Here is a 14462-nt window from a genome sequence, read left to right as displayed (position 1 = left end):
ACGGGCGGGATTCTGCGGGAGGATGTCCTGCATGGACATCCTCCCGGCCGCCCTGGCCTCGGCACTGGCCGCACCCCCGCGGTGGGACGACCTGGTGGCGGCGGTGGCCGCCTTCGACAAGGAGGTCCGGGCCGCTCCCACCGCCGAGCACGTCGCGGCGTGCGAGCGGCTCGTGGAGGCGCTGTCGTCGGCGACCCACACCGACCTGGCCGACCGGGTGCTCGACACCCACGCCTTCGCCTGCGCGGCGGTGCCGCCCGACCCCGCGGCGCTGGCGACGTGGCTGCTGCGCCTCCAGCTGGACTTCCCCGCCGCGCCCGAGGTGCGGTTGGCCCGCTACGCCGACCTCCTCGGCGAGGACGGGGTGGGGCTGTACCGGGAGTGGGCGGTCACCCGGTTCTCCGCGCTCCCGGTGATCGGGTTCGGGCAGACCGGCCGCTACGACCGGGCGCGCTGGGCGCTGCTGCGGATCATGGAGGAGCTCGCGGAGTTCACCGAGGAGGTCGACCTCCAGGTGCTCGTGCTGGGCAAGGACCTGTCCTCGGGGTGGCACTACCTCCAGGTCGCGACCGTGCTCCAGGAGGCGGGCCGGTCGCAGGAGGCGCTGGAGTGGGTGCACCGCGGGCTGGCCGCGACCGGTGGTCGCGGTGCCGCCGGGCGGCTGGTCGACCTCGCCGTCACCGAGTACACCCGCCTCGGCATGCCCGAGGAGGCGGCCCGGCTGCGAAAACAGGACCCGCCCCGGCAGGACGGTCGCTGAACGGCGACGTGCCCGCCCCCTCGACGCGAGGAGACGGGCACGAGCACCGCCGCGGTGACGACGCGAGGTCCCTCGACAACCTCGACCCGCCCACCGTCCGCGGTGGCTACTGCAGGACGCCGACCGGGTTCACCGACAGCAGCGTGGACCCCTGCGGCTCGCCGCTGCACGTGTGGGTCTGCATGTCCAGGAACAGCGCCGCAGTCTCGCCCGGCGGGTAGATCCGCAGGCCCCGCACGTCGACCGCCTTGCACTCGGCCGGGTCGTAGGCCTCCGGTGCCGTGATCAGCAGCACGGTCGCCGCGCCCGCTCCGGGCGCGAGCGTCACCAGCTGCGGGGCCACCGCGTCGTTGCGCCGCGCGGGCGCCCCGACCTGGGTGCCGTTGTCACCGGTCACGAACGACACCCCCGGGAAACCCTCCAGGGTGCAGGAACGGGTGCCCTTGTTGGTGAGGGTGAACGTGGCGTCGGACTTCTGCATCCCGCTCTGCCCCTGGCTCGGGCCCGCGGTGACGCCCAGCTCGGCCGAGGTGCACGTCCCCGAGGAGGCGTTGGTCGCCGGGGCGCCGGGCGAGGTCGACGGCGGCGGCGGGGGTGGTGCGGTGGACGAGCTGCCGGGGGCCGGGCTGATCGTGCGGACGGACGGCGAGCTGCCCGTCGCCGCGGCCCCGGAGGTCTCCTGCCCTCCGCCGGTGCATCCCGCGAGCAGTGCCATTCCGGCACTGGCGGCGACGGCGGTGGTGATCAGAACGCGTGTGCGCATCGGTGTCCTCCCTGTGTTCGTCCCCTGACTACCCAGGACGCACGTGGTGGTCACACGTTCCGTCGTCAACGACACCCGAAAGTGATGTGGTCGGCGACCACCTGGTCGATCACGTGGCGGGCGTTGGCGGCCAGACCGGGGTTGCTGTCCCGGTAGTAGGGGAGCTGGAGCAGCGCGATCGACAGCGCCCAGCCCCGCCCGCGGGCCCAGGTGGCGTCGTCCACGTCGAGCGCGCCGCGGAAGGTGTCGCGGGCGTCCGCGGGGAGCAGGTTCCAGGCGCTGATCAGGTCGCACGCCGGTTCGCCGACGCCGAGCGCGCCGAAGTCGATGACCGCCGTCAGCTCGTCGTCGCCGGAGAGCAGCAGGTTGCCCGGTGACAGGTCGCCGTGCAGCCACACCGGGTCCCCGGTCCACTGCGGCGCGCGCAGGGCCTTCTCCCACGCGTCGGTGACCGCGTCGGTGTCGATCACGCCCTCCAGCTCGGCGATCGCCTCGCGGGTACCGGTGTCGCGCCGCGCCAGCGGCACACCCCGCCCGGCGGCGGGCGCTCCTGCCGTGTCGACGGCCCGCAGCGCCGCGACGAACCCGGCGACCGCGCGGGCCAGGGCGTGCGGGTCGGCGAGCGCGCCGACCGCGGGATTGGTGCCGGGCAGCCACCGGTAGACCGACCACGGCCACGGGTAGCCGCACGCCGGGGCGCCGAGCCCGACGGGTTCGGGGATCGCCACGGGCAGGTGCGGGGCGAGCCGCGGCAGCCACCGCCGCTCCAGCTCCACCCCCTTCACCGCCCACTCGACGCGGGGGAGCCGCACCGCGAGGTCGTCGCCGACGCGGAACATCGCGTTGTCGGTGCCGGTGGAGGGCACCGCCCGCACCGGCAGGTCGGCCCACCGCGGGAACCGCTCGGCGAGCAGCGCGCGGACCAGCGCGAGGTCGATGTCCACCTCGTCGTCGTGCATCCGCATCCGCGGCTCCCTCGTCGTCGGCGGGGGCCAGCCTCGGGCAGTGCGGGGGCGGTGGGCAACCGGTTATGCGGCCGCGCTTGTCGAGCGGCGACGGGCAGCGGCTCGGCCTCGATGCCGCGGGTGGGGATCGAGTGGGTCGGCTGCTCGGTGTGGAAGCGCTCCGGACCGTGCCGCTCGGCCACCCACCGCGCATCGAGGACTTCGGAGGCGGGACGGACCTCGCCTGCACCACGCGAGGTCGAGGCGGTGCTCGCGGCCTCGGGCGTGGGCGCACGAGGGAGCGCGGACCCGGCCGGTGTCAGGACGGTGCCGGCACTTCCCGTGGCGCTCCGACCTCGTGCGCCGGCGTGAGGTCGACGCCGCCGTCGCACTGGACATGAGCCTTATGCAGGCGCGTTGGCTGAGCGGCGTCTGCGTGAAGCACTTCCTGCGGACCCGGCCCCGACGTCCTCGGGTCAGGCGAACGCGGGCGGCCGCCGGTCGGCCCACGGTCGTGCCCGCTCCAGCTGTCCCGCGACGGACAGGATCGTGCACTCGTCGTGCGGGCGTCCCACGAGCTGCACCGCCAGCGGCAGCCCGTCGCGGGTGTACCCGGCGGGCACCGACGCGGCCGGGTTGCCCGCGATGTTCCACAACGGCAGGAAGGTCGTCATCCGCGCCGCCGCCAGCAGCGCCCGCACCGTCGACCACCGCGACCACTCGCCGACCCGCAGCGGCGGCCGGGTCAGCACCGGCGTGAGCAGCAGGTCGAACCCGGAGAAGATCCGGTTGGCGTGCGCCCCGACCCGGTCGCCCTGCTCGACCACCTTGCGCACCAGGCCCGCGGGCAGCCGCCTGCCCAGCGCCGCGATCTGCTGGGTGCGGCGGTCCAGCCGCGTGGGCCGGTCCACCGCCGAGCGCCCGATGTCGGCGCAGTGCAGGTACCGCGCGGCGAAGCCCGTCGACCCCGCGATGTCGTTCATCTCCGGGTCCAGCCGCACCACGTCGTGCCCCAGGTCCCCGAGCAGGCTCGCCGTGTCGAGCACGACGTCCCGCACCTCCTGGGACAACGGGATCCCCGGCCCCCACGGCCGCAACGACACCGCGATCCGCAACCGGCCCGCGTCCGCGGTCGTCGCCGCCGTGAAACTGCTCCGCGGCGGCCGCGCGGCCCCGTTCGCGTCCTTGATCTGGTCCGCGATCAACGCCCAGTCGGCCACGTGCCGCGTGATCGGTCCCGCCGCCACCAGCCCGGTCCACACCTGCTCGTCGGGCAGCAACGACACCCGACCCCGCTGCGGCTTCAACCCGAACAGCCCGGTGCTGGCGGCCGGGATCCGGATCGACCCGGCCCCGTCGGTCCCGATCGCCCCACCGACGAACCCGGCCGCCACCGCGGCCGCGGACCCGCCGCTGGACCCGCCGGGCGAGTGCTCGCGGGACCACGGGTTCCGCGTCACCCCCGCCCACGAGCTCTCCGTGTAGGGCCACAGCCCCAGCTCCGGCATCCGCGTGCGCCCCAGGACCACCGCACCGGCCGCGCGCAGCAGCCGGACGACCTCGGAGTCCGCCTCGGCGACCCGCACCACGGCGTCGGTCCCCCTGGTGGTCGGCAGCCCCGCGATCGCCAGGTCCTCCTTGACCGCGATCGGCACCCCCAGCAACGGCGCGTCCTCGCCGCGGGCCCGCCTGGCGTCCGCCGCGTCGGCCTCGGCCAGCGCCCGGTCGTCGAACACGACCCGGAACGCGTTGAGCTCCCGGTCGTGGGCGTGCACACGACGCAGGCACTCGGTGACGAGCTCGCGCGAGGTCAGCTCACCCGAGCGCAGCAGTTCGGCTTGGCGTGCCGCGCCGGCGAAGCACACCTCGGTCAGGTCCATGCCCCGAACACTAGGTGCCCGTGCGCCATCTCCGGTGTCGGCTCGCTGCGGACACCCGCACCGCGATGAACGCCAGCGGGAACACCGGCCAGAAGAACGGCACCGGCGAGACGACCCACAGCAGCACCAGCAGCAGCGCCGCGACCGGCACGAACGCCCGCACCGGCGGCCGACGGCGTTCCCTCGGCACGGGGACGGGCAGGTCCGCGGTCAACGGCAGCAGGTCGTGGCGGTACTTCGCGGCGTAGACGGCGGTCAGGCGCTCCTCGACCTCGGCGAGGGTGAGCGTGCCCGCCCCGACCGCGGCGTTGAGCACCCCCGCGACCGCCTCCCGGTCGGCGTCGGACGCGCGCACCGGGTTCGGCTCGACGCTCATGGTGACCTCCTAGGACTTCGGTGCCGCCCATCCTCGCCGCGCCGCCGCGTCACCGCGTCCGGCAGGAAGCTGACATCGCGCGTACGCCTGGCGACGTACACCGCGCGATCGTGGATGATGCGAGCATGTCCTCGACCTGGCTCACGGCGCTGTTCTTCGGTGTCGTGGCCCTCGTGATCGCAGTCCGCCACTACCGCCAGGGCCAAGCAGACACCCTGCTCGACGACCACGCCCGCAGACGCACCAACGGCGAAGCCGACCGGCACCTCTCGGAATGGCGCGAAGCCCACCGCAGGCTGCGCGACGGCGACGTCGAAGGCCTGCGCACCCTCGAACGCATAGGCCAGGAGAAGTCCCGGCTGCGCCAGGACATCGTCACCTCCATCTGCGCGGGCCTGCGCGGCGGCGTCGACCTCGGCGTGGACGAGGAGTGGCGCCGCACCCTCCAGGACGCCCTCGTGCGCCACCTGCGCCCCGGCACCCAGTTCTGGGCCGGGATGAGCCTGCAGTTCGAGTCCGCCACGCTGGTCGACTTCGACGTCACCGGGTGCCGCATCCGCGCGGCGAAGTTCTCGCGCGCGGAGTTCCTCGGGACGACCCGGTTCGACGCGGTCACCGTGACCGGCGACGCCGAGTTCGACGAAGCGCGGTTCGGCCGCCGGGTGAGCTTCGACGACGCCCTGTTCGCCCGGTCCGCGTCGTTCCGCGGCACGAAGTTCACGGGGAACGCGACGTTCGACGCGATGCGGGTCACCGACGAGGTGACGTTCAGCCACTCCCGGTTCTCCGGACGGGCGACGTTCCCGCGGGCGGAGTTCGCGGAAGCGGCGCACTTCCGGAGGGTGAGGTTCGGGGGGAGGGCGTACTTCACGGGGACGGTGTTCGGGAAGGACGCGGTTTTCGACGGGTCGTGGTTCCGGGGGCGGACCGATGTGAACGACGCGTTGTTCGCGGACGGGGCGAGTTTTGAGGGGACGCGGTTCGGGAGGAGGGTGCCGCCGTTGGCGGAGGATAGTCGGGGGTAGGGGTTTTGGGGTGTGGGATGGCGGTGGGGCTCGCCCGGTGACGCTTTCCAGGGTGTCCGGGGGCGGTGGTTTCTTGGGGGTGTCGCTGTCCGCGGTCTCCGGGGGTGTCGGTGCGGTGGTTTCTTGGGGGGTGTCGCTGCAGCGGACTACGGGGTATCGCTGCAGCGGACCCAGGTGCGGTCGGCTTGACTTGGGGCCCCTTTTTTGGGCTTCGTCGGGCGAAAAAGGGCAGGTGGTAGAGCCTGCCCGCCGCCGCAAGTCTAAGCCCAAAAACCCCAAGTCAAGCCGACCGCACTAGCGGACGAGCACCGCTCGCTTTCGGCTGGGTTAGCCATTTGGCTTGATTTCATCGTGGCCAATTAGATGGCGGTGGCCGTTGGTGTTGGTGTTGGTGTTGTGGCGGTGAGTTGCCGGGGCCCGGACCGTGCAGGGGAGTGCGGTCCGGGCCCCGGTGGGTGGTGGGGTGGGTGGGTCTATTTGACGTTGACGGCGGCCCAGGCGGTGTTGACGGCGGTGTACTCCTCGCTGTCGGTGCCGTAGAGCTCGGCGGCGGCGGTGAGGGTGCCGGTGCGGGCGGTGGCGTAGTTGGTGCTGCTGGTGAACTTGGTGGTGAGCGCGCGGTACCAGATCTGTTCGGCCTTGGCGCGGGTGATGCCGGTGACGGGGGTGCCGTCGAAGGTGGGGCTGTCGTAGTCGACGCCGTTGATGGTCTTGGCGCCGCTGCCCTCCGACAGCAGGTAGAAGAAGTGGTTGGCGATGCCGGACGAGTAGTGCACGTCCACGCTGCCCGCGCTGGAGGACCAGTAGTCCAGGGAACGGCCGTCCCTGGAGGGCCTGTCCATGTAGCGCAGGGGAGCCCCGGTGCCGCGGATGTCGATCTTCTCGCCGAGGAGGTAGTCGCCGACGTCGGCGGCGTTCTCGGCGGCGAACTCGACGGAGGAGCCGAAGATGTCGCTGGTGGCCTCGTTCAGGCCGCCGGGCTCGCGGGAGTAGACCATGTTGCCGGTGGCGGACGTGACGCCGTGCGACATCTCGTGGCCCGCGACGTCCAGCTCGGTCAACGGCTTCGCGTTGCCGACGCCGTCGCCGTAGATCATGCAGAAGCAGCTGTCGCTCCAGCCGGCGTTGTTGTAGGCGTTGCCGTAGTGGACCCGGCTCGGAGCGCCGACGCCGTCGTCGCGGATCCCGTTGCGGTTGTGGACGGTCCGGTAGTAGTCCCACGTGCTCGCGGCACCGTAGGCGGCGTCGACGCCGGCGGTCGCGCGGTCGGTGATGGCGCCGTTGCCCCAGGTGTTGTCGGCGTCGGTGAACAAGGTCCCGGTGCCGGAGCCGTTCTTGGCGTCGTTGACGGTCTGGTTGCCGCGCAACGGGTCCTTGAGCTGGAACACGTCGCCGGACTGCGTCGTCTCCAGCGCCACGGTGCCGCTGTACTGGCTCACGCCGGTGCCCTCGACGTGCATGACGCGGTCCTCGCTCATCAGCACCTTGCCGGTCGTGGCGTCGGTGTAGACGTGCAGCTCGCTCGGCGACTGGTCGGGTTTCGTCCCGGTGAGGACGACCTCCCAGGCGAGGGCGGGGGACTGGTCGATGGCGAACACGACGAGCTTCGGTTCGGCGTCGGTCCACCGCGCGCCGGTCTCGGCGGCGAGCACCGAGGTGGTCGCGTCGGGGGCGGAGATGGCGGGCTTGGTGGAGACGTCGAGCTTCGCCTCGTTCGCGCGGATCGCGGAGCCGAGGACGCCGTCCTTGCCCTGGCGCACGACGAGGTCGCCGCCGACGACGCGCAGGCCGTCGAACGTGCGGTCGTAGCGCAGGTGCCGGGTGCCGTCGGGGTCGGTGACGACGTCCTTGACGACGAGCTGCTCACGGCTGCCCAGACCCAGTGCCGAGCCGACCGCCGCGGCCTGCGAGGCCGCGAGGCGCAGGGTGCCCGCGCGGTCCGCTGTCGTGGGCGGGTCCGCGACGGGCTGGGGTGCGGCGGTGGCGGTGGGACCGCCGACCGCCACCAGCGCCGCGGACACCAGGGCGGCACAGCCCTTGGTGATGCGTTTCATGGACGCTCCTGTTCCGGTGCAGGGGGAGTCCGCCCATCCGGGAATTCCACGAATAGGACGGAAACCGGGGAACATCCCGGTCGACGTCGGAGTCGACCGGAAAATCGATCGTATTGGCGCTCCCGCATGGGTAAATCGATTCCCACGATGTGGGATTGCTTCAGATTCTGAGGAACTGCGCTGCTCGGCTGGCTGAGTGCTATTCGGATATCGAATGAAAAGCCTGCTCAGACGGTCTGGAAGCAGTGCGGAAACAACAATGGGCAAGCGCGCGAAAGGACTATTCGCGCTAGGCCTTGTGGGTCAGTCCGTTGGTCTGGGACATGTTTAGAGTTAATGACCCGCGGTGTTCGTCCGGTCACTCCCGATGTCCATTCCTGTCAATCGGGGGACCGGAATTCACGGCAGGCGGCCGGTGTCGGAGTCCTCTCCGGGAGCGCGGGTTCGGGCGCTCGGCCCGGAGGGGACGCCGCGCGGCCCGACCGGGGTGGCGGAGTCGGACACGCCGTTTCGACGGTCGTCGATGCCGGCTAGCATGCGGACATGCGGGCCTTGCAGCACCCGGAAGTGGACTCGGTCGAACTCACGACGGTGCTCAGCGCGCTGGCCGACCCGGTGCGGCTGCGGATCGTCGCGGAGCTGGCACGGGCGGGCGGCGTGGTGTGCGGGCAGTTCGACGTCCCGGTCAGCATGTCGACCCTGTCGCACCACCTGAAGGTCCTGCGCGAGGCCGGGGTGCTGCGGGTGACGCCCCAGGGCAGCTACCGGACGCACGAGCTGCGGATGGACGAGATGGAGCGCCGCTTCCCCGGCGTGCTCCAGTCGATCACCGGCGTCCTGGGGAGCTGAACACCTCCGGGCCGACGGGCCGCCTCACGCCGACGTCCGGTACCGCAGCAGGTGGATGCCGTCGGCGGCGGTGAAGTACGCCCACACGGTGGAGCCGCCCGGAGCGGTGGCCAGGCCGGTGTCGTAGGCGCTCTTGGCGGCGAGGTGCTCGGGGAGCACGACCTCGGTCCACCCGCCGTCGGTCCACCGGTAGTAGACGGGTCTGGTGCTGAACGTGCCGGGTGTGGTCCTGGTGCCCCAGGTCCAGCCCGCGACGACGCCGCGCAGGGTCAGCCTGCCGGTGGCGGGCGGGGGCGGCAGGGTGGTCCAGGAGTCGCCGTCCCAGCGGTGCACGCCCATGCCCTGCGGGGTGACGCAGCCGAGCCAGACGTCCGCGGGCGAGCCGGCGGCGACGCTGGTGACGTACCCGCGCGGGGTGGTGTTCGGCGGGAGGGGGTGGTTGGTCCAGGTGGTGCCGTCCCACCGGGTGAGGATCGGGTACTGGTAGCTGGTGGGCCCGCTGCCCGACCAGCCGTTGCCGCCCGCCCAGATGTCGGCGGGCGCGGCCGCGGTGATGGTGGTGAGGGTCTCGCGGGTGGTGGTGAGGGCCGGGTCCGCGGTCCACGACGGGGCGGTGCGGCGCAGGGTGGTCGGTCCGCGGCCGACGACGTGGACGTGGGTGGTGGCGGTGACGGCCTTGAGCCAGCCGGTGGCGGGGGTGTCGACGCGGGTCCAGCCGGTGCCGTCGTAGTGCAGGACGAGCGGGGCGCGGTGGGTGTTGCCGACCGCCCAGACGTCGCTGGTGGTGTGCGCGGAGATGGCGATGAGGCTGGCGGCGTCGTCCAGCTCGGGAAGGTGCTCCCTGCTCCAGGTGGTGCCGTTCCAGCGCAGCACGACGGGCCGCGACGGGCGGCTGGTGAGGATGTCGGTGGTGCCCGAGATCCACGCGTGGTGGTCACCGAGCGCGGTCAGCGCGGTGAGGGTCGTGCTGGGCGGGAGCGGTGGGAGCGTCTGGCGTTCGAACACGCGGTCTCCCGGTGGGTGGGCTTGGATGATCGAGTTCATCGGTGCGGCGGTGGCGGTGTCAGCCGCTGGATGGGGGAATGGGGCCGATCGTGGCGCGCGACACGTCGGCACCCCACCGGGACGCGCGCCGCCGAGCCGCGGTGTCGTCATCCGTGGGCGATCCGGTCGGCGAACAGGGCGCTGAGGCGGGGGAGCCTGCGGAGGAGCTCGTCGGCGTCGTCGGGGTCCCACGGGGTGCCGTCCGGGTCGGGGGCGACCATCGGGGCGTGGCCGCGGGCGGCGAGCGCGGTGTCCAGGCCGTCGTACTCACCCGTGGCGCGGATGTAGGCCTCGCGGGCGACGTAGTCCAGCGCCTCCCAGCCGGGCACGTCGGTGCCCCAGGCGTCGGGGTCGAGGGTGGCGAGGTGGCGGACGCGGGGGTGGTCGGCCAGCGCGTCGGGGTCCTCGGCGATGCCGCCGAACCGGGCCCGGCCGAGGCCGACGAGCCAGGCGAGGAAGTAGAAGAAGCCGTCGTCGGAGCAGCCCCCGAGCACGAGGTGGGCGGCGGCCCAGTGGTCCCAGGTGTCGGCCCGGCCCCTGATGTGGTCGAGGAGGACCTGGAAGTCGGTGATGTCCGGTGGCGGGAGGCTCGCGAGCCGGGTCGTCAGCCGGTCGAGCCGCTCGTCGGGGTCGGCGTCGCCGTCCTGCTCGACGAGGGTCCAGAAGGTCGTTTCGTCCATGGTGGTGACGGTAGGCACGGGGTACGACATTCCCCGGCGGCGTCGACCGGTCGACGTGGATCACCGGCCCTCGGCGACCCCGGTCGTGACTAGCGGTTTCGCCCGTCCGGTAACCCGATGGTCGTAGTCGGTGGGTCGTTCTATCCTGGTCGCAGTATGGACACGCCGCTCGCCGGGTCGCCGTTGGCCGACCTGCACAAACGTCTGCCCGAGTTGATGCTTCGCGACCAGCGCAGGCTGCAACGCCGTCTCGATGGTGCCCGGAGGGTGAAGGACCAGAGGTCGAAGCACGCGATCGCCGCGGAGATCGCGGGCGAGTTCGACGAGGCCGAGCTGCGGCTGGCGGTGCGCCGCGAGGGCGTCCCGAAGATCACCTACCCGGCGGAGCTGCCGGTCTCCCAGCACAAGGACGAGATCCTGGCGCTGATCCGCGACCACCAGGTGGTGATCGTGGCGGGCGAGACGGGGTCGGGCAAGACCACGCAGCTGCCGAAGATCTGCCTGGAGCTGGGCCGCGGTGTGCGCGGCCAGATCGGGCACACGCAGCCGCGGCGGCTGGCGGCGCGGACGGTGGCCGAGCGCGTGGCCGAGGAGATGAAGACCCCGCTCGGGTCGGCGGTGGGCTACAAGGTGCGGTTCAGCGACCAGTCCGGTGAGGACACGCTGGTCAAGCTGATGACCGACGGCATCCTGCTGGCCGAGATCCAGTCGGACCGCGACCTGAGCCGGTACGACACGCTGATCATCGACGAGGCGCACGAGCGCAGCCTCAACGTGGACTTCCTGCTGGGCTACCTCAAGCAGCTGCTGCCGCGGCGGCCCGACCTGAAGGTCGTCATCACGTCGGCGACCATCGACCCGCAGCGGTTCTCCCGGCACTTCGGCGACGCGCCGGTGATCGAGGTGTCGGGGCGGACCTACCCGGTCGAGGTGCGGTACCGGCCGGTGGTGGACCCCGACGACGAGTTCGTGGACCCGGACCGCGACCAGACGTCGGCGATCGTGGAGGCCGTCGAGGAGCTCCAGGCCGAGGGGCCGGGGGACATCCTGGTGTTCCTGTCCGGCGAACGGGAGATCCGGGACACGGCGGAGGCGCTGGGGCAGTCGGAGCTGCGCGGGACGGAGATCCTGCCGCTGTACGCGAGGCTGTCCTACGCCGAGCAGCACCGCGTCTTCCAGTCCCACTCCGGGCGTCGGGTGGTGCTGGCGACGAACGTGGCCGAGACCTCGCTGACGGTGCCGGGGATCAAGTACGTGATCGACCCCGGCACGGCGCGGATCTCCCGGTACAGCCACCGGTTGAAGGTGCAGCGGCTGCCGATCGAGCCGGTGTCGCAGGCGTCGGCCAACCAGCGCAAGGGTCGCTGCGGCCGCGTGTCCGAGGGCATCTGCGTGCGGCTGTACACCGAGGAGGACTTCGAGGCGCGGCCGGAGTTCACCGACCCGGAGATCCTGCGGACGAACCTGGCGTCGGTGATCCTGCAGATGACGTCGATCGGGCTGGGGGACATCGCCGCGTTCCCGTTCATCGACGGGCCGGACTCGCGCAACATCGCCGACGGCGTGCAGCTGCTGCAGGAGCTCGGCGCGATCGACCCGGCCGAGACCGACGTGCGCAGGCGGCTGACCCCGTTGGGGCGCAAGCTCGCCCAGCTCCCGGTGGACCCGCGGCTCGCGCGGATGGTGATCGAGGCCGACCGCAACGGGTGCGTGCGCGAGGTCATGATCATCGCCGCGGCGCTGTCGATCCAGGACCCGCGGGAACGCCCGGCGGACAAGCAGCAGGCGGCCACCGAGCAGCACGCCAGGTTCGCGGACCCGACGTCGGACTTCCTGTCGTTCGTGAACCTGTGGTCCTACCTCAAGGACAAGCAGAAGGAGCTGTCCTCCAACCAGTTCCGCAAGCTGTGCCGCAACGAGTTCCTGAACTACCTGCGGGTGCGCGAGTGGCAGGACATCTACTCGCAGCTGCGGCAGGTCGCCAAGACGTTGAAGCTGACGGTCGGCGAGGACGCGGCCGAGCCGCAGAACGTGCACATCTCGTTGCTGTCGGGGCTGTTGTCGCACATCGGCGTGAAGGACGTGCCGAAGAAGGACCCCGGCAAGCGGGCGTCGACGGAGTACCTCGGCGCGCGCGGCGCCCGGTTCGCGGTGTTCCCCGGTTCGGCGCTGTTCAAGAAGCCGCCGCAGTGGGTGATGGTGGCGGAGCTGGTGGAGACCTCGCGGCTGTGGGGTCGGATCGTGGCGCGCATCGAGCCGGAGTGGGCCGAGCGGTTGGCGCCGCACCTGGTGAAGCGCAACTACAGCGAGCCGCACTGGGAGGCCAAGCGCGGTTCCGTGGTGGCGCTGGAGAAGGTGACCCTCTACGGGGTGCCGGTCGTGGCGGCCCGCAAGGTCAACTACGGGCGCATCGACCCCGAGCTGTCGCGGGAGCTGTTCATCCGGCACGCGCTGGTGCAGGGCGAGTGGACCACGCACCACAAGTTCTTCCACGCCAACCGCGCGCTGCTGGCGGAGGTGGAGGAGCTGGAGAACCGGGCCCGCCGCCGCGACATCGTGGTCGACGACGAGACGCTGTACGACTTCTACGAGTCCCGCGTCGGGGCCGAGGTGGTCTCGGTGCGGCACTTCGACACGTGGTGGAAGAAGACCCGGCAGACCCAGCCGGACCTGCTGACCTTCGACAAGGCGATGCTGATCAACGAGCGCGCCGAGGTCAGCGAGCAGGCCTACCCGGACTCGTGGCAGCAGAACGGGTTGACGCTGCCGCTGTCCTACCACTTCGAGCCCGGTGCCGGGACCGACGGCGTTACGGTGGACCTGCCGCTGCCCGCGCTGACGACGTTGGGCGACGAGGCGTTCTCCTGGCAGATCCCCGGTCTGCGGCTGGACCTGGTGGTGGCGCTGATCCGGTCGCTGCCCAAGCCGTTGCGGCGCAACTTCGTGCCGGTGCCGGACGTGGCGAAGGCGGTGCTGGCGCGGATCTCCACCGACGACCCGCTGCTGACCGCGCTGGAGCGCGAGCTGCGGACGTTGACCGGTGTCGTGGTGCCGCGCGACGCGTGGCAGCTCGACCAGGTGCCCGACCACCTGAAGCTGACCTACCGGGTGGTGGACGAGAACAACCGGCAGCTGGCCCTGGGCAAGGACCTCGGGGTGCTCAAGAAGCAGCTGGTCAAGGAGGTCCGGGCCACGCTGACCGCCGCGGCGGCGGACGTGGAGCGGTCGGGGCTGACGTCGTGGGACTTCGCGTCGCTGCCGAAGACGATCGAGAAGCGGCAGTCCGGGGTCGTGGTGACCGCCTACCCGACGCTGGTCGACGCGGGCGAGACCGTGGCCGTCCGGGTGGTCGACACCCCCGGTCGGCAACGGTTGGCGATGTGGCGGGGGCTCCGGCGGTTGCTGCTGCTCGCGGTGCCCTCACCGGTGAAGGTGCTCCAGCGGACCCTGGACAACTCCGCGAAGCTCGCGCTGACCCGCAACCCGCACGGCGGCGTCGCGCCGCTGCTCGCGGACTGCATCTCCGCGGCGGTCGACCGGCTGATGACCGAGGCCGGCGGGCTGGTGTGGACGCGCGCCGGGTACGACCGGCTGCTCAAGCACGTGCGCGCCAACCTCAACCAGGCGGTGTTCGACGTCGTCGGCGAGGTCCGCAAGGTCCTCGTCGCCGCCCAGGACGTCGAGCTGCGGCTCGGCGCGGTCAAGGCGCCGATCTTCGCCCCGGCCGTGGCCGACGTGAAGGCGCAGCTCGCGGGCTTGGTGCACAAGGGGTTCGTCACCCAGGTCGGCGCGGCGCGGCTGCCCGAGGTCACCCGGTACCTGCGGGGCATCGAGCGGCGGCTGGAGAAGCTGACCGAGAACGTGGCGCGCGACCGGGAGTGGATGGACCGCGTCCACCAGGTGCACCAGGAGTACCGGGAGTTGCGCGCGCAGGTGCCGTCCGACGAGCCGAACGAGGCGCTGGACGACGTGCGGTGGATGATCGAGGAGCTGCGGCTGAGCTACTTCGCCCAGACCATCGGCACCCGGTACTCGGTGTCGGACAAGCGGATCTTCAAGGCGCTGGACGCGGTCGTGGTGTAGCGGT

The 14462-nt window shown here is 71.9% G+C and carries 11 protein-coding genes; 4 read left to right on the top strand and 7 right to left on the bottom strand.

The window, feature by feature from the left end:
* The first annotated feature begins 31 nt into the window (after positions 1–31).
* Positions 32–760 (top strand): hypothetical protein, encoded by a 729-nt coding sequence (locus tag CLV43_RS39150; protein WP_106194297.1) that lies wholly within the window; start codon positions 32–34, stop codon positions 758–760.
* 106 nt (positions 761–866) lie between these two features.
* Here CLV43_RS39150 and CLV43_RS39145 read toward each other — a convergent pair whose 3' ends face one another.
* The 4 genes from CLV43_RS39145 to CLV43_RS39130 all read right to left on the bottom strand — a co-directional run bounded on the left by CLV43_RS39145 (position 867) and on the right by CLV43_RS39130 (position 4723).
* Positions 867–1523, bottom strand: coding sequence for a DUF4232 domain-containing protein (locus CLV43_RS39145; RefSeq protein WP_106194294.1), 657 nt, complete (start codon positions 1521–1523; stop codon positions 867–869).
* A 65-nt stretch (positions 1524–1588) separates the two neighbouring features.
* A complete protein-coding gene (locus CLV43_RS39140; RefSeq protein WP_106194291.1) occupies positions 1589–2488 on the bottom strand; it encodes an aminoglycoside phosphotransferase family protein in 900 nt (299 codons plus the stop codon).
* A gap of 455 nt (positions 2489–2943) precedes the next feature.
* Positions 2944–4347 carry an amidase gene (locus CLV43_RS39135; protein WP_106194288.1) on the bottom strand — a complete coding sequence of 468 codons (1404 nt, stop codon included), beginning with the start codon at positions 4345–4347 and terminating at the stop codon, positions 2944–2946.
* Positions 4348–4357: 10 nt separating this feature from the next.
* On the bottom strand, positions 4358–4723 hold the full coding sequence (locus CLV43_RS39130) for a DUF1707 SHOCT-like domain-containing protein (protein ID WP_106194285.1): 366 nt from the start codon (positions 4721–4723) through the stop codon (positions 4358–4360).
* A 125-nt stretch (positions 4724–4848) separates the two neighbouring features.
* Between CLV43_RS39130 and CLV43_RS39125 the strand changes: the two genes are divergently transcribed.
* Positions 4849–5748: a pentapeptide repeat-containing protein gene (locus CLV43_RS39125; protein WP_106194282.1), complete on the top strand. Its 900-nt coding sequence runs from the start codon at positions 4849–4851 to the stop codon at positions 5746–5748.
* Between the two features lie 473 nt (positions 5749–6221).
* Here CLV43_RS39125 and CLV43_RS39120 read toward each other — a convergent pair whose 3' ends face one another.
* The gene (locus CLV43_RS39120) at positions 6222–7802 is read right to left on the bottom strand and encodes a M4 family metallopeptidase (protein WP_106194280.1); all 1581 of its coding nucleotides are present in this window, start codon (positions 7800–7802) and stop codon (positions 6222–6224) included.
* Between the two features lie 543 nt (positions 7803–8345).
* Between CLV43_RS39120 and CLV43_RS39115 the strand changes: the two genes are divergently transcribed.
* Entirely contained in the window at positions 8346–8651 is a 306-nt protein-coding gene (locus CLV43_RS39115) for an ArsR/SmtB family transcription factor (RefSeq protein WP_106194277.1), read from the top strand.
* 24 nt (positions 8652–8675) lie between these two features.
* Here CLV43_RS39115 and CLV43_RS39110 read toward each other — a convergent pair whose 3' ends face one another.
* Both CLV43_RS39110 and CLV43_RS39105 read right to left on the bottom strand, forming a co-directional pair.
* Positions 8676–9656, bottom strand: a complete 981-nt coding sequence (locus CLV43_RS39110) for a hypothetical protein (protein ID WP_106194274.1) — start codon at positions 9654–9656, stop codon at positions 8676–8678.
* Between the two features lie 146 nt (positions 9657–9802).
* Complete coding sequence (locus CLV43_RS39105) at positions 9803–10375, bottom strand: DUF4240 domain-containing protein (RefSeq protein ID WP_170156209.1); 573 nt, start codon at positions 10373–10375, stop codon at positions 9803–9805.
* Positions 10376–10531: 156 nt separating this feature from the next.
* Between CLV43_RS39105 and hrpA the strand changes: the two genes are divergently transcribed.
* Positions 10532–14458 carry an ATP-dependent RNA helicase HrpA gene (gene hrpA / locus CLV43_RS39100; RefSeq protein ID WP_106194269.1) on the top strand — a complete coding sequence of 1309 codons (3927 nt, stop codon included), beginning with the start codon at positions 10532–10534 and terminating at the stop codon, positions 14456–14458.
* Positions 14459–14462: the final 4 nt, after the last annotated feature.

Origin of the sequence: Umezawaea tangerina (assembly GCF_003002815.1) — a bacterium.
GTDB classification, from domain to species: Bacteria; Actinomycetota; Actinomycetes; order Mycobacteriales; family Pseudonocardiaceae; genus Umezawaea; species Umezawaea tangerina.
Note: the sequence above shows the minus strand (reverse complement) of the source record. Positions and strands in the feature narration are given on the sequence as shown.